This window comes from Lutibacter maritimus, from assembly GCF_900116115.1.
Classification (GTDB): Bacteria; Bacteroidota; Bacteroidia; order Flavobacteriales; family Flavobacteriaceae; genus Lutibacter; species Lutibacter maritimus.
In genome coordinates this window covers 627,557-643,153 of sequence record NZ_FOZP01000001.1, presented here as the reverse complement: position 1 = coordinate 643,153, position 15,597 = coordinate 627,557, and the positions used below count along the sequence as shown (strand labels likewise).

At 30.5% G+C, this 15,597-nt stretch carries 13 protein-coding genes; 8 read left to right on the top strand and 5 right to left on the bottom strand.

Features of this window, described 5'->3' with window-relative positions:
* Nucleotides 1–224: 224 nt before the first annotated feature.
* Nucleotides 225–2,459, bottom strand: a complete 2,235-nt coding sequence (locus tag BM335_RS03080; RefSeq protein ID WP_090223040.1) for a PKD domain-containing protein — start codon at nucleotides 2,457–2,459, stop codon at nucleotides 225–227.
* Between the two features lie 1,849 nt (nucleotides 2,460–4,308).
* Here BM335_RS03080 and BM335_RS03075 point away from each other — a divergent pair.
* Nucleotides 4,309–4,989 carry a TrmH family RNA methyltransferase gene (locus tag BM335_RS03075; protein WP_090223037.1) on the top strand — a complete coding sequence of 227 codons (681 nt, stop codon included), beginning with the start codon at nucleotides 4,309–4,311 and terminating at the stop codon, nucleotides 4,987–4,989.
* Here BM335_RS03075 and BM335_RS03070 read toward each other — a convergent pair.
* From BM335_RS03070 to porX, 4 genes are all read right to left on the bottom strand, one after another.
* Nucleotides 4,976–5,347, bottom strand: a complete 372-nt coding sequence (locus tag BM335_RS03070) for a hypothetical protein (protein WP_090223035.1) — start codon at nucleotides 5,345–5,347, stop codon at nucleotides 4,976–4,978. The two genes, BM335_RS03075 and BM335_RS03070, sit on opposite strands and share 14 nt — an antisense overlap.
* Before the next feature lies 1 nt (nucleotide 5,348).
* Entirely contained in the window at nucleotides 5,349–6,551 is a 1,203-nt protein-coding gene (locus BM335_RS03065; RefSeq protein WP_090223032.1) for an alanine dehydrogenase, read from the bottom strand.
* On the bottom strand, nucleotides 6,544–6,960 hold the full coding sequence (gene tsaE / locus BM335_RS03060; protein WP_090223029.1) for a tRNA (adenosine(37)-N6)-threonylcarbamoyltransferase complex ATPase subunit type 1 TsaE: 417 nt from the start codon (nucleotides 6,958–6,960) through the stop codon (nucleotides 6,544–6,546). The genes BM335_RS03065 and tsaE overlap by 8 nt, the downstream gene beginning before the upstream one ends.
* 81 nt (nucleotides 6,961–7,041) lie before the next feature.
* Nucleotides 7,042–8,589, bottom strand: a complete 1,548-nt coding sequence (porX, locus tag BM335_RS03055) for a T9SS response regulator signal transducer PorX (protein WP_090223026.1) — start codon at nucleotides 8,587–8,589, stop codon at nucleotides 7,042–7,044.
* A gap of 34 nt (nucleotides 8,590–8,623) precedes the next feature.
* Here porX and BM335_RS03050 point away from each other — a divergent pair, with 34 nt between their 5' ends.
* The 7 genes from BM335_RS03050 to sucD all read left to right on the top strand — a co-directional run bounded on the left by BM335_RS03050 (nucleotide 8,624) and on the right by sucD (nucleotide 15,568).
* A complete protein-coding gene (locus tag BM335_RS03050) occupies nucleotides 8,624–9,853 on the top strand; it encodes an HD domain-containing protein (protein ID WP_090223023.1) in 1,230 nt (409 codons plus the stop codon).
* Between the two features lie 33 nt (nucleotides 9,854–9,886).
* The gene (gene lpxD / locus BM335_RS03045) at nucleotides 9,887–10,924 is read left to right on the top strand and encodes a UDP-3-O-(3-hydroxymyristoyl)glucosamine N-acyltransferase (protein ID WP_090223021.1); all 1,038 of its coding nucleotides are present in this window, start codon (nucleotides 9,887–9,889) and stop codon (nucleotides 10,922–10,924) included.
* Complete coding sequence (locus BM335_RS03040; protein WP_090223018.1) at nucleotides 10,924–12,321, top strand: bifunctional UDP-3-O-[3-hydroxymyristoyl] N-acetylglucosamine deacetylase/3-hydroxyacyl-ACP dehydratase; 1,398 nt, start codon at nucleotides 10,924–10,926, stop codon at nucleotides 12,319–12,321. The genes lpxD and BM335_RS03040 overlap by 1 nt, the downstream gene beginning before the upstream one ends.
* On the top strand, nucleotides 12,321–13,103 hold the full coding sequence (gene lpxA / locus BM335_RS03035; protein ID WP_090223016.1) for an acyl-ACP--UDP-N-acetylglucosamine O-acyltransferase: 783 nt from the start codon (nucleotides 12,321–12,323) through the stop codon (nucleotides 13,101–13,103). Before BM335_RS03040 ends, lpxA begins: the two co-directional genes overlap by 1 nt.
* Nucleotides 13,104–13,125: 22 nt before the next feature.
* Nucleotides 13,126–13,692, top strand: coding sequence for an elongation factor P (gene efp / locus BM335_RS03030; protein ID WP_090223013.1), 567 nt, complete (start codon nucleotides 13,126–13,128; stop codon nucleotides 13,690–13,692).
* A 4-nt stretch (nucleotides 13,693–13,696) separates the two neighbouring features.
* Nucleotides 13,697–14,620, top strand: a complete 924-nt coding sequence (locus BM335_RS03025) for a UDP-3-O-(3-hydroxymyristoyl)glucosamine N-acyltransferase (protein ID WP_090223007.1) — start codon at nucleotides 13,697–13,699, stop codon at nucleotides 14,618–14,620.
* 75 nt (nucleotides 14,621–14,695) lie between these two features.
* On the top strand, nucleotides 14,696–15,568 hold the full coding sequence (gene sucD / locus BM335_RS03020) for a succinate--CoA ligase subunit alpha (RefSeq protein ID WP_090223004.1): 873 nt from the start codon (nucleotides 14,696–14,698) through the stop codon (nucleotides 15,566–15,568).
* The last annotated feature ends 29 nt before the right edge of the window (nucleotides 15,569–15,597 follow it).

Sequence of the window (15,597 nt, the reverse complement as noted above, 5' to 3'; positions counted from 1 at the left end):
TTTTTTTTTTAAAAGTAAAATTTTAATTGATAAAAACAATACAATTTTTTATTTCCTCAATCAAATTATTTAGTTCGCTCATTTAAAAATGTTTGTAGCCAATACTCCAATTTTTTAATTGTTCTTTTCTGAGTGTTTAAATCATTATGAATTCCCATAAAAAAAATTCTAACCAATAATTAAATCAGTTAGAATTTTTCAGCTAATCTTCTTTCAAAATGTTGTTAATCACAATCATAAACATATTGTGTTGTACTCGTAATATTAAATCCAAAAGTAATAATAGTTGCTACACTGGTGCGTAATAATTTTTGTGCATCAATTGTATTTGTTACTTCTCCTATTACAGTGCCGCTTCCATCTTTTGAAACGGTACTTTTTAATTGACAATCTTGATACGTGTGTACATCGGTTTGCGTAATTGCATTACTTGCATTGTAGGTTTGAACTAACTGCGGAAAACTTCCGGTAATATTCAAGAAATTTGAATAAACAGTATACCCAGTTAATGCTCCTGTAGCTGTATAATTATCGGTACGTGTAAGACGCATAGATGTGTCATAGGTACTTATAGTATAACTCGTTAATGTTCCTCCTGCATCATAAGTATTTGCTCTTACCGTTTTATCACCATTGCTATAGCTATATTCAATAGAGTTTTGAAGAGTACCTCCAACTCTAGATTCATCCTTAATTCTTCTTCCCTGTGCATCATATTGAATGCTTACTACAACATTTCCAAAGCCAGTAAAAGTATCAATTGAAGCAATCATTTTTTTCCCATTCACTGTGGTATAGCCATAGGTGATTGTTGTTGTAACACCTGTAGAAACGGTTGTTGTTTTTTGAACATAACAATCAGGTAAATTACACGGATTACTATTGCCTCCAGATTCAGCCGTTACAGTAACTTGTTTTGTTATTTCATTAGTTCCTGTAGCATTTGTAACTACTAATTTTACGTTATAATTACCTGCCGTAGTAAAGGTAAATTTAGGATTTTGAGCAGTAGAGCTAAAACTTGTTCCTGCTGCCGACCATTGGTACGAAGTGGCATTGGTACTTGTGCTAGTAAATGTTACTTCTTCGCCTATTTTTGGGCTTGCTGGTGCAAAATTAAAGTTTGCAACCGGCGCTGGTAACGTTGCTGTTACAGTAACTTGTTTTGTTATTTCATTAGTTCCTGTAGCATTGGTAACTACTAATTTTACGTTATAATTACCTGCCGTAGTAAAGGTAAATTTAGGATTTTGAGCAGTGGAGCTAAAACTTGTTCCTGCTGCCGACCATTGGTACGAAGTGGCATTGGTACTTGTGTTAGTAAATGTTACTTCTTCGCCTGTTTTTGGGCTTGCTGGTGCAAAATTAAAGTTTGCAACCGGCGCTGGTAACGCTGCTGTTACAGTAACTTGTTTTGTTATTTCATTAGTTCCTGTAGCATTTGTAACTACTAATTTTACGTTATAATTACCTACCGTAGTAAAGGTAAATTTAGGATTTTGAGCAGTAGAGCTAAAACTTGTTCCTGTTGCCGACCATTGGTACGAAGTGGCATTGGTACTTGTGCTAGTAAATGTTACTTCTTCGCCTGTTTTTGGACTTGTAGGTGAAAAGCTGAATCCTGCAACTGGTGCTGGTTGTACTGCCGATACTGTTACTTTTTTGGTTATTTCAGCTGTTCCTCCAGGTCCTGTTGCTATTAATTTCACATCAAAGTCACCTGCCGCAGTAAAGGTAAATTTAGGATTTTGAGCAGTAGAGCTAAAACTTGTTCCTGCTGCTGACCATTGGTACGAAGTGGCATCAGTACTTGTATTGGTAAAGGTTACTTCTTCGCCTGTTTTTGGACTTGTAGGTGAAAAACTAAAGCCTGCAACTGGTAAGGCTAACACGGTAACTTTTTTAATAATTTCCGTTGTTCCTCCAGGTCCTGTTGCTATTAATTTCACATCAAAATCACCTGCCGTTGAGAAGATGAATTTTGGATTTTGCGATGTAGAGGTTAAGCTCGTTCCTGCTACCGACCATTGGTAAGAAGTAGCATCAGTACTTGTATTGGTAAAGGTTACTTCTTCGCCTGTTTTTGGGCTTGTAGGTGAAAAACTAAAACCTGCAACTGGTAGGGCTAACACCGTAACTTTTTTAATAATTTCCGTTGTTCCTCCTGCTCCTGTAGCAACTAATTTCACATTGAAATCGCCTGCTGTAGTAAAGGTAAATTTTGGGTTTTGAGCAGTAGAGCTAAAACTTGTTCCTGCTGCCGACCATTGGTATGAAGTTGCATTGGTACTTGAATTACTAAAAGTAACTTCTTCATTTACCTTAGGACTTATAGGAGAAAATGTAAATTCAGCTGTAGGAGGTTCTTCCTCTTCTTTGGAACAACTTACAGCGATTGTTAGGACTATAAAAGAAAAAAAGATTCCTTTTAATATGGTTGAAAAATGATGTAATTTCATAATAAAAATGATTTTAATTAGATTAATAGCTTTTTATTTCGATAAAATTATTTTTTTTAATTCGTAATTGTTATACGGCATTTGCCCTATATTTTTTATAAGAAGTTGCTATTTCTTAAAGAAATCATTAAAAACGTGCTTTTTTTTATCGTTTCTCTAATTTTATAATAAAACACAAGCGCCTTAAAAAGCGCTTGTGTTTATAGGTTTTGTACAACAGATACCATTGTTGGTGCTAATTATTCTTTATTACTATTTTAACGATTCAATTATACATTATTTCTAACATATATAACCATCAAAATTTACTGTGTTTGCAAATCGTATAACCACAGCTTCAATATCCTAATGATACGTAGCAATAGTTTGGTATCCAGGTAGTAAGCCAGTGTGCTCATACTTATAAATGGAAGTGTATATTTTTTGCTCTTTTTTATTTCTGAATACAGAGCCATCATTCAATGTTTCAATAAATTTGCTCAAATCTTCTCCTGTTGCTAGTATTGAGTCTGTATCAATGTAATGTTGATATAATTTCGCGCTTAAATCAAGGAAGTTAACAGTGACTTTTCCTAATATTGGAATATCTTACTTTACTCTCATTGTTTATTTTTAATGTTGCCTACTCATTTATATGACCACCAAAGTCACACAAAGCTACCCCCATCTTGTTTGTATATGTGCGATAGCAATCACACAAAAAATATTTTAAACTATTCTATTTTTATCATTGCAATTCACCAAAATGGAAACATCATCAGCTTTCAATTTTTTTATAAGAGTTGTAATTTTTCAAGAATAGAAGTAATAAAAAATAAGAAATTAATCACTTTTTTAGTGGTAAAATTAAAATTTTGTTATTTCTATACATACTTCAATAAATGTATGCTGATACTTTTTGAAGCCCTTATGTATAGGCTAAAATAGCTTAATTGTAATTGTAATTGTAAATTAATTAATATAATGGTTATTTTTATGCTTCATAAAACTAACGGTAACCATTATGATTAAATTCGCTATTAGTTGGTAAAAGTGTTTAAATCTATTAAAAACGTTAAAACCATGATAAAAACACTTTTTGGGAGGCTTTTTTTATATTATGAGCACCTTTTTTTAAAAGTTGGGCAACTTATTTCAATAGTTTTGCAACTTATTTTATTTGTTGTGCAACTTTTTCCAAAAAAAAACGCTCAAATAGTTGTGCTATTTGAGCATTTTTATGCACGTTTTTGATGTGCGTTTTACACGCCAAAGTTGCTAAAATTGCGTTGTTTTTGTCGGTTTATTTATACAAACCTAAGGTTGTTATGGACTTATTTTGCTTAAATAAAAAGTGTATTGCGTTGTTTTTAGTTGCAATGTGTTAAGTAGGGGCATTGGGGTGTATAAGGGTTTTTTCATAGCAGGTATTTTTTATTTTTTTAATTCTTAAATTTACAAAATAATGGAATTATAAATAGTATTTTTATTTTATTTTATTTTAATAACAATTTTATGTTGAAAAGTATATTTTTTTCCAACAACAATGCGCAGTACAATTAATTTTCTTCTATTGGTTTTGGTAGGTTTTATTGCAACTTTGTTAAAATGATAATGGTTTCTTTAATGTTTACAGTTTACAATTGTTTTGTAGGGTTGTAATGTTGAATGATAGTTGCAATAGGGTTCCATTTTTTAGCGGATTGCAAATAGCCAACAGTTATTAATTTTAATTATCCAACCAACCGAAAAATACCGTTTTATTGATGTTTTCCAGTGTTTGGGGCTATTCTTTTATACTCAAAAACCCGTATAGGGAATCTTAAAACCAAAAGAAAATCTGTACCTTTGGTTGCTAATAAAATTAAAAATGATTGATCACCAATACATAGCCTATTTAGAAAAATTGGTAACAGCTAAGCGAAAGGACTTGTTTAAAAAAGTTTTAGAAGAGCGCACTAAGCATTTTACAGTGGCTGTTGAAGATTTATTTCAGCCACATAATGCGAGTGCTGTTGTAAGAAGTTGTGAAGTTTTTGGGGTTCAAGAAGTTCATATTATTGAAAATAAGTATAAATTTTATGCTTCAAGAAAAATTGCAAAAGGCGCTCAAAAATGGTTAGATTTTTCTTTATATAATGAGTTAAACACAAACAATACATTAAAATGTATTGATAATTTAAAAGCAAAAGGTTATAAAATAATTGCAACTACACCACACAACAATTCTTGTGTTTTACAAGATTTTGATATTACACAAAAATCGGCGTTCTTTTTTGGAGTTGAAAAAGCGGGATTATCACATAATGTTTTAGATAATGCTGATGGATATTTGCAAATACCTATGGTTGGATTTACAGAGAGTTTAAATATATCTGTTGCTGCTGCAATCATTCTTCAAAACGTAACTGAGCGTTTGAAGCAATCAAAAGTACAATGGCAATTGACTGAACAAGAAAAAGCAGAAAAATACCTCGATTGGCTGGAAAAATCAATAAAAAGTATTAAGAAAATAAAAACAAATTATTATTCTAAAATTATTTCTGAATAGTAATTTTTTCAATAAAAGCTACTGAATCACAGTTTTTTACAATAATTGAAATATGTTTTAATTCATTATTTCCAGTAATTGAATATTGAATGCAAGTGTCTAATTTAACTTTGTTCCACATATCCGCATCACCATCTTTTAATATTTGAGAGATAGTGGCTGTATCAATTTCAAAAGTTTTTAGTGTTGATAAAGCTTCATTAGAAAAAATGCGTTCTTTCAATCGAATATTTTTAAGTAATCTGGCATTAGGACCGTAATCAAAAGTGGTATTCTTTTTTCCTAAAAAAAACACTACAATAATAATTCCTACTGTTAACCCACCTAAAAAAAATGGTAATCGTTGCTTAAATGTCATGCTACAAAAATAATAAATTTATATCTCTAAAAGGTAAATTAAACCAATCAGCAACTGTTTTGTTTGTTAAAATTCCGTGATAAAAATACATGCCTCTTTGTAAACTTTTATTTATGCGAGAGGCATTTTCAAAACCTCCTTCTTCAGCAATATTCATTAAATAAGGAGTGAAAATATTACTAATTGATACTGAGGCAGTTCTGGAATATCGAGACGGAATATTAGGTACGCAATAATGTATTACTCCGTGTTTTATAAAGGTTGGATTTTTATGTGTTGTAACTTCAGAAGTTTCAATACAACCGCCTCTATCTATGCTAACATCAACTACTACAGCACCTTCTTTCATTTGTTCAACCATGGTTTCAGTAACTAAAACTGGCGAACGAGCATCGCCACGTGCTGCTCCAATTACAACATCGCAACGCATTAAAGCTTTTTGAAGTGTTTTGGGTTGTATTGTTGAAGTATAAATTAACTGACCTAAATTATGTTGAAGTGCTCTTAACTTGGTGATTGAATTGTCAAAAACTTTAACACTTGCTCCTAAACCAATGGCAGATCTTGCCGCAAACTCAGCTACTGTTCCTGCTCCTAAAATTACAACTTCACAAGGCGGAACACCTCCAATATTACCAAGTAGCAAACCATTTCCACCATTATCATTGCTCATTATTTCTCCGGCAATTAATATGGAAGCAGTTCCTGCAATTTCACTTAATGATTTTACAACCGAATAAACACCATGTTCATCTCTAATATAATCAAACGCAATGGCTGTAATTCTTTTACTTGCCAAAGCTTCAAAATATTTTTTTGTTTGCGTTTTTAATTGCAAAGCTGAAAATAAAATACTTTGCGGATTAATATATTGAATTTCATCTAAAGATGGTGGTTCAACTTTTAAAATAATATGGCAACCAAAGGCTTCTTTAACATCGTATGATATTTTTGCACCAGCTTCAGAATATTCTTTATCTGAAAATTTAGCGCCATCTCCTGCGCCCGTTTCAATAACAAATTTATGTCCTTGTGCAGTTAGTGCCGCAACTGCATCGGGTGTCAAACAAACTCTTTTTTCTTGATAATGCGTTTCTTTTGGTATTCCAATAACAAGTGAACCTTTGTGTTTAGCAATTTCTAAACACTCTTCTTGTGGAATTAATTCGAATTTACTGAACGGAGAAGAAATTTGTTTACCCATTATTTTTTAGTGTAATAGTTCGTAGTTGATTTTTATTTGATGTAATTGTAATACTTACAGCATTTAAAGGTACTAAATTTTCAACTTTATTTGGCCATTCTACTAAACACCAGTTATTACTATAAAAATATTCTTCAACGCCCATATCTAAGGCTTCATCTTCTTTATTAATTCTATAAAAGTCGAAATGATAAATTTTTTCTCCAGTTGTAGTATGATATTCGTTTACTAAAGAAAAAGTAGGGGAGCTAACGTTATCATTTACGCCTAATTGTTTTACAATTTCTTTAATAAGTGTTGTTTTTCCAACACCCATTTCGCCATAAAAAAGCAATACTTTGTTAGCTGCGTTTTTTATCACTTCATTTGCAATTTCAGATAAATCTGATAATGTATAATTTAAAATCATTATATGTAACTATAAATTAATTAAGCACAAATATAGTAAGTATTAAATAATGTTAAATTAATTATGGTATAAGTTATTAAACTATTTTGGTTCAAAAATAGCACAAGGAATTATCATTTCTTCTAAAGAAATACCTCCGTGTTGATAGGTGTTTTTATAATATTGAACAAAATGATTGTAATTATTTGGGTACGCAAAAAAGTAATCTTCTTTTGCAAAAATAAAGGAACTACTAATATGAAGTGTTGGCAGCATAATATCCTTTGGATTTTTTACTGCAAAAACCTCTTTATCTTCATACGTAAGACTACGTCCTGTTTTGTAACGTAAATTAGAACTGATATTTTTATCGCCAATTACTTTTGTAGGTACTTTAGAATTTATGGTTCCGTGATCGGTAGTAATTATAAGTTTTAAACCTAATTTTTGGGCTTTTTGTATAATTTCTAATAAAGGAGAATTTATAAACCAGCTATTTGTAAGCGATCGGTACGCCTTGTCATCACTTGCTAATTCTTTTATAACTTCCATTTCAGTTTTAGAGTGTGAAAGCATATCAACAAAATTATAGACAATAACCGTTAAATCATTTTCTTTAGTTGCGTTAAAGTTTTCAGCTAGTTGTTTACCATTTTTTATATTGGTAATTTTATGAAATCCTACTTTTAAATTTTGTCGCAATCTTTTTAATTGTTCGAATAAAAATTCTTCTTCAAATAAATTTTTACCACCTTCATCCGTATCATTTTTCCAATAATTTGGATGCTTCTTTTCCATTTCAAGCGGCATTAAACCAGAAAATATAGCATTTCTGGCATATTGTGTTGCTGTTGGTAAAATACTGAAATAAGATTTTTCTTCTTGTTTTTTATAATAGTTATTAATGGTAAGTTCCAATATTCTAAACTGATCATATCTTAAATTATCAATCACGACCAATAATGTTCCTTTTGAATTTAAAACTTCTGGTAAAATTATTTTTTTAAATAAAGTGTGTGATAAAATTGGAGCATCATCATCCTGTAACCAGTCTTGATAATTAGATTTTATAAACTTAAAAAAAAGTGAATTAGCTTCTTTTTTTTGACTTTCTAATATTTCAACCATTCCAGTATCTGAAATATTTTCCAATTCTAATTCCCAGTAAATTAGATTTTTATAAATTTCAACCCATTCGTCTATTGAATTAACCATCATTAAATCCATAGAAATTTTTCTAAACTCTTGTTGATAATTTAACGTCGTTTTTTGTGAAATTAATCTAGAATGATCTAAGTTTTTTTTTAAACTTAAAAGTATTTGATTTGGGTTTACGGGTTTAATTAAATAATCGGCAATTTTACTACCTATAGCATCTTCCATTATATATTCTTCCTCACTTTTTGTAATCATAACAATAGGAAGATTTTGATGCTTATTTTTAATTTTAGAAAGCGTTTCTAAACCACTTAATCCGGGCATATTTTCATCTAAAAAAACAATATCAAAACCATCGGTTTCGCATAAATCAATAGCATCTGCACCATTGTTGCATTTAGTAACATTATAGCCCTTTTTTTCTAAAAAGAGAATGTGAGGTTTTAATAAATCTATTTCATCATCTACCCATAAAATTTTTATTGCGCCCATATTACTATATTTGTATATTATTTAAACATTGATTTTGATAGAAAAACAAACCAACAAACTAAAAATATTAAACGATCCAATTTACGGATTTATTACTATTCCTAATGCTTTAATTTACGATTTAATAGAACATCCTTATTTTCAACGTTTAAGAAGAGTTTCGCAAATGGGATTATCTTATTTGGTATATCCAGGAGCGCACCATACCAGATTTCACCACGCAATTGGTAGTATGTATTTAATGCAAAACGCCATTAGAATTTTACGCTTTAAAGGTGTTGAAATTTCTTTAGATGAAGAAAATGCAGTATACATTGCTATTTTATTGCACGATATTGGTCACGGACCATTTTCTCACGCTTTAGAAAAAAGCATTGTAACAGGTGTTACACACGAAAGTATTTCATTAAAATTTATGGTAGCTTTAAACGAAGAATTTAAAGGTAAGTTAGCTTTAGCGATTACCATTTTTAAAGATGAATATCATAGAAAATTCTTACATCAATTAATTGCTAGTCAATTAGATATGGATAGGCTTGATTATTTGAAAAGAGATAGCTTTTATACAGGTGTTGCTGAAGGAAATATAAATTCAGAAAGAATTTTAACCATGTTAAATGTAAAAGATGATACATTAATGGTAGAAGAAAAAGGAATTTATTCTGTAGAAAAATTTATTGTAGCACGCCGATTAATGTATTGGCAAGCGTATTTGCATAAAGCAGGTTTAGGAGCAGAAAAATTAATGGAAAAAGTGTTAGTTAGAGCTAACGAATTAACCTTAAAAGGTGTTGAATTACCCGCTAGCAAAGCTTTTAAGTACTTTTTAAAAAATCAAATTAATGAAGATAATTTTACCAATGAAACTTTAAAAACCTTTTCAAGATTAGATGATTATGATGTGTTTTCATCCATAAAAGAGTGGATTTCTAATGACGATTTTATTTTATCAACATTATCAGAAAATTTAATAAATAGAAAGTTACCAAAAGTTAAATTACAAAGTCAACCATTAAGTTTAACACAAATAAATAAAGTTAAAAATAAAGTAAAAACCAGTTTAAATTTAAGTGATAACGAAGTTGATTATTTTGTGTATTCAGGCGAAATTTTTAACCAAGCATACGATTCAACTAAAAATAATATCCAAATTTTATATAAAAATGGCAAGATAAAAGATATTACAGAAGCATCAGACCACTTGAATATTCAAGCATTATCTAAACCTGTTTATAAGTACTATTTCTGCTATCCAAAGAAATAGGTATAGTTCAACTTTTTTTTTACTTTTGTCGTGATGAAATTTACAGCAAATCAAATAGCAGAAATTTTAGAAGGTGAAATTGTCGGAAATGAAAATGTAGAAGTTTTTAAACTATCTAAAATAGAAGAAGGAGAAGAAGGTTCGTTAACCTTTCTATCCAATCCAAAATACAAAAATTTTATTTATGCTACAAAGGCATCAATTGCCATTGTAAATAAAGATTTTGTACCAGAAAAAGAAATAACCACAACCTTAATTAAGGTTGATGATGCTTATAAAGCATTTTCTAAATTATTAGAATTTTATAACCAGGTAAAACTTAATAAACAAGGTATAGAGCAACCAACAGTTATAAGTGAAACCGCTATAATAGGAAAAAATTTATATTTAGGAGCTTTTTCTTACATAGGTAATAATGTAAAAATTGGAGATAATGTAAAAATTTATCCAAATGTTTATATTGGTGATAATGTTGAAATAGGTTCAAACACAACCATATTTGCTGGTGGTAAAATTTATTCTGAAACCATTATTGGTAATAATTGTTCCATTCATTCAGGAGCAATAATTGGTGCTGATGGCTTTGGATTTGCACCTAATGCTGAAGGGCATTACAGTAAAATTCCACAAATTGGTAATGTTGTTATTGAAGATAATGTAGATATTGGTGCAGCTACTACCATTGATCGAGCAACTTTAGGTTCTACAATTATTAGAAAAGGCGTTAAATTAGATAACCAAATTCAAGTTGCACATAACGTTGAAATTGGTATCAATACAGTTATTGCTGCTCAAACAGGTATTGCAGGCTCAACAAAAATTGGAGAAAATTGTAAAATTGGTGGACAAGTTGGTATTGTTGGTCACATTACAATTGGAAATAACGTACAAATACAAGCCCAAAGTGGTATTGCAAGAAATATTGCCGATAATGATGTTATTCAAGGCACACCCGCAATAGGTTACAGTGATTTTAATAAATCATATGTATATTTCAAAAAATTACCACAAATGGCAGCAACATTGTATTCCATTGAAAAAGAAGTTAAAGCTTTAAAAGAAGAAGAATAATGTGTAAAAAACAAAAAACAATCAAAAACGAAGTAACGCTATCTGGTGTTGGTTTGCACACAGGTAATAAAGTTACAATGACATTTAAACCTGCACCAATAAATCACGGCTATGCTTTTGTTAGAATTGATTTAGAAGGTGAACCTATTATTGAAGCCAGTGCAGAATATGTTATAAACACACAAAGAGGTACAAATCTTGAAAAAAGAGGTGTTTTTGTAAATACATCAGAACATGTACTTGCTGCAGTAGTTGCTTTAGATATAGATAATATTATTATTGAATTAAATGCACCAGAACCTCCAATAATGGATGGTTCATCTAAACATTTTATTGCTGCTTTAGAAAAAGCTGGAATTGAAGAACAAGACTGTGAAAGAGAAGAATATATTGTTAAAGAGGTAATTACATATAAAGATGAAGAAACTGGCAGCGAAATTATATTAATGCCAAGTTCTGAATATCAAATTACTACAATGGTTGATTTTGGGACAAAAGTTTTAGGAACTCAAAATGCAACACTTGAAAGACTTTCTGATTTTAAAGATGAAATTGCAGATGCTAGAACATTTAGTTTTCTTCATGAATTAGAAATGTTATTAGATAATAATTTAATAAAAGGAGGTGATTTAAATAATGCAATTGTTTATGTTGATAAAGAAATATCAAACGAAACAATGTCAAAACTAAAAACAGCATTTGGTAAAGAAACTTTAACAGTTAAACCTAATGGAATTTTAGATAACTTAACATTGCGTTGGGCCAATGAAGCAGCTCGTCATAAATTACTTGATGTAATTGGAGATTTAGCGTTAGTTGGAACAAGAATTAGAGGTAAAGTTATTGCAAATAAACCAGGACATTTGGTAAATACTATTTTTGCCAAAAAACTGCAAAAAATTATAAAACAAGAAAAACGTAATAACGTTCCTTCGTTCGATTTAAATTTACCGCCGTTAATGGATATTCATAAAATTATGAGTATTTTACCACACAGACCACCTTTTTTATTGATAGATAGAATTATAGAACTTTCAGAAAATCATGTGGTTGGTATGAAGAATGTGACAATGAATGAGTCGTTTTTTGTTGGACATTTTCCAGATGCACCAGTAATGCCAGGAGTTTTACAAGTTGAAGCAATGGCGCAATGTGGTGGTATTTTAGTATTGAGTTCAGTGCCAGATCCTGAAAATTATTTAACGTATTTCATGAAAATGGATAAAGTTAAATTTAAACAAAAAGTATTACCAGGTGATACTTTAATTTTTAAAGCAGAACTTATAACACCTATAAGAAGAGGAATTTGCCACATGCAAGCATGTGCTTATGCAAATGGTAAACTTGTTGCCGAAGCAGAATTAATGGCTCAAATTGCAAAAAAACCAACAGAATAATGAATCAACCTTTAGCATATATACATCCAGGAGCAAAAATTGCAACCAATGTGGTAGTAGAACCATTTACAACAATTCACAATAACGTAATTATTGGTTCAGGAACTTGGATAGGTTCAAATGTAACCATTATGGAAGGAGCAAGAATAGGAAAAAATTGTAGAATTTTTCCTGGAGCAGTAATTTCCGCAATTCCACAAGATTTAAAATTTGATGGAGAAGATTCTTTAGCAATTATTGGAGACAATACTACTATAAGAGAATGTGTAACTGTTAATAGAGGAACCAAAGCATTAGGCAAAACTCAAATTGGTGATAATTGTTTAATTATGGCAACATCTCATATAGCGCATGATTGCGTGATTGGAGATAACTGTATTTTGGCAAACGGTTCAGTAATTGCTGGTCACGTAACCGTGGGTGATTATGCTATATTAAGTGGGTTGGTTGCTGTACATCAATTTATACATATTGGAGAACATGCAATGGTATCTGGAGGATCTTTGGTTCGAAAAGATGTTCCTCCGTTTGCAAAAGCAGGAAAAGAACCATTATCATACATTGGTATAAACTCAATTGGATTACGAAGAAGAGGATTTTCAACTGAAAAAATTAGAGAAATACAGGATATATATCGTATTCTTTACCAAAAAACATACAATAATACACAAGCTTTAGAAATAATTGAAGCTGAAATGGAAGCAACCAAAGAAAGAGATCAAATAATATTATTCATAAAAAACTCTCAGCGAGGAATTATGAAAGGTTACACAGGTAGTTAAAAATAAAGATAATATATAAAATATGGCAACAACATCAGATATTAGAAATGGATTATGTTTAAGATATAATAATGATATTTTTAAAGTAGTAGAATTTTTACACGTAAAACCAGGAAAAGGTCCTGCTTTTGTAAGAACAAAATTAAAAAGTTTATCATCAGGAAAAGTATTAGAAAATACATTTCCGGCAGGTAGAAAAATTGAAGATATTAGGGTAGAAACAAGAAAATATCAATTTTTATATCCAGAAGGTGATGTGTTTCACTTTATGAATACAGATGATTATAACCAAATTACGCTTGGTAAAGAAACGCTTGATACTCCTGATCTTTTAAAAGAAGGAGAAATTGTAACAGTTATTTTTAATACTGAAGACAACATGCCTTTATCAGTTGATATGCCGGCTAGTGTTGTTTTAGAAATTACACATACTGAGCCAGGTGTTAAAGGAAACACTGCAACAAATGCAACAAAACCAGCAACAGTTGAAACTGGAGCATTAATTAACGTACCTTTGTTTATTAATGAAGGAGATAAAGTTAAAATTGACACAGCAAAAGGTGCTTATTTAGAAAGAGTTAAAGAATAATTGTATGAAACTTCCTCGTAAATATAGTTTGCAAGAGATTGCAGAACTATTAAATGTAACATTTGTAGGACCTGAAAGTTTTCCTATAACTGGTTTTAATGAAATTCATGTTGTAGAAGAGGGAGATATAGTATTTGTAGACCACCCAAAATATTATGACAAAGCATTACAATCTAGAGCTACAGTAATTCTAATTAATAAAAATGTAAAATGCCCTATTGGAAAGGCATTATTAATTTCTAACGATCCTTTTACAGATTTTAATAAGTTATCTAAATACTTCAATTCATTTAAAAGTTCAAATAATTCAATTTCCGAAACAGCAGTAATTGGTGAAAATACTATAATTCAACCAAACTCTTTTATAGGTAATAATGTAGAAATTGGAAATAATTGTTTAATACATGCTAACGTAACAATTTATGATAATTGCAAAATTGGTAATAATGTTACCATTCATTCAGGTACTATTTTAGGTGCAGATGCATTTTATTATAAAAAAAGGCCTGAAGGTTACGATAAACTATTATCTAGCGGAAGTGTTATTGTTGAAGATAACGTAGATATTGGTGCTTTATGTACAATTGATAGAGGTGTAACAGCAAATACCACAATAAAAAAAGGTACAAAAATTGACAATCAAGTACAAATTGGTCATGACACCATTATTGGCGAAAATTGTTTAATTGCTTCACAAACAGGAGTGGCAGGTTGTGTTATTATTGAAGATGATGTTATTTTATGGGGACAAGTTGGAACAAATAGTGGAATTACTATTGGAAAAGGAGCTATAGTTTTAGGACAAACCGGAGTAACAAAATCAATTGTTGGTGGGAAAACTTATTTTGGAACACCAATTGAAGAGTCTCGAAAAAAATTAAAAGAAATTGCAGAAATAAAACAATTATTAAAAAATCAAAAAAGGTAAATATTTTATCATAAAAGCATATAATATTTTACATTTGTAAATAGTTTAATAAACTTAATTTTAAAACACAGTTCAATGAGCGTATTAGTTAATAAAAATTCGAATATTATAGTTCAAGGTTTTACAGGTAGTGAAGGTACTTTTCATGCTACTCAAATGATTGAATATGGTACAAATGTGGTTGGAGGCGTAACTCCAGGTAAAGGTGGTCAAACCCATTTAAATAAACCAGTTTTTAATACTGTTCAAGATGCTGTTGATAAAGTTGCTGCAGATACTACAATAATATTTGTTCCACCTGCTTTTGCTGCCGATGCAATTATGGAAGCCGCTGCAGCAGGAATAAAAGTTATTATTTGTATTACAGAAGGTATTCCGGTTGCAGATATGGTAAAAGTAAAAGCGTATATTGCTGATAAAGATTGTAGATTAGTTGGTCCAAATTGCCCTGGAGTTATTACACCAGAAGAAGCTAAAGTTGGAATTATGCCAGGATTCATATTTAAAAAAGGAAATGTTGGAATAGTTTCTAAATCCGGAACTTTAACTTATGAAGCTGCGGATCAAGTTGTGAAAAAAGGATATGGTATTACAACCGCAATTGGAATTGGAGGAGATCCAATTATTGGTACTACAACAAAAGATGCTGTTGAATTATTGATGAATGATGATGAAACAGATTGTATTGTAATGATTGGTGAAATTGGCGGTCAATTAGAAGCTGAGGCTGCACGCTGGGTAAAAGCAACAGGAAATAAAAAACCAGTAGTTGGTTTTATTGCCGGACAAACAGCGCCGAAAGGTAGAACTATGGGACATGCCGGAGCAATTGTTGGTGGTGCGGATGATACAGCTCAAGCAAAAATGGCTATTTTAAAAGAAAACGGAATTCATGTTGTAGATTCTCCTGCAAAAATTGGCGCTAAAGTTGCTGAAATTTTAGGATAAAAAACAATTTAAAAGAATATTATTAAAGC

What these genes read in the sequence shown, in the direction of transcription:
- BM335_RS03080 (WP_090223040.1), bottom strand. Translation starts at nt 2,459, where the DNA reads ATGAAATTACATCATTTTTCAACCATATTAAAAGGAATCTTTTTTTCT.
- BM335_RS03075 (WP_090223037.1), top strand. Translation starts at nt 4,309, where the DNA reads ATGATTGATCACCAATACATAGCCTATTTAGAAAAATTGGTAACAGCT.
- BM335_RS03070 (WP_090223035.1), bottom strand. Translation starts at nt 5,347, where the DNA reads ATGACATTTAAGCAACGATTACCATTTTTTTTAGGTGGGTTAACAGTA.
- BM335_RS03065 (WP_090223032.1), bottom strand. Translation starts at nt 6,551, where the DNA reads ATGGGTAAACAAATTTCTTCTCCGTTCAGTAAATTCGAATTAATTCCA.
- tsaE (WP_090223029.1), bottom strand. Translation starts at nt 6,960, where the DNA reads ATGATTTTAAATTATACATTATCAGATTTATCTGAAATTGCAAATGAA.
- porX (WP_090223026.1), bottom strand. Translation starts at nt 8,589, where the DNA reads ATGGGCGCAATAAAAATTTTATGGGTAGATGATGAAATAGATTTATTA.
- lpxD (WP_090223021.1), top strand. Translation starts at nt 9,887, where the DNA reads ATGAAATTTACAGCAAATCAAATAGCAGAAATTTTAGAAGGTGAAATT.
- BM335_RS03040 (WP_090223018.1), top strand. Translation starts at nt 10,924, where the DNA reads ATGTGTAAAAAACAAAAAACAATCAAAAACGAAGTAACGCTATCTGGT.
- lpxA (WP_090223016.1), top strand. Translation starts at nt 12,321, where the DNA reads ATGAATCAACCTTTAGCATATATACATCCAGGAGCAAAAATTGCAACC.
- efp (WP_090223013.1), top strand. Translation starts at nt 13,126, where the DNA reads ATGGCAACAACATCAGATATTAGAAATGGATTATGTTTAAGATATAAT.
- BM335_RS03025 (WP_090223007.1), top strand. Translation starts at nt 13,697, where the DNA reads ATGAAACTTCCTCGTAAATATAGTTTGCAAGAGATTGCAGAACTATTA.
- sucD (WP_090223004.1), top strand. Translation starts at nt 14,696, where the DNA reads ATGAGCGTATTAGTTAATAAAAATTCGAATATTATAGTTCAAGGTTTT.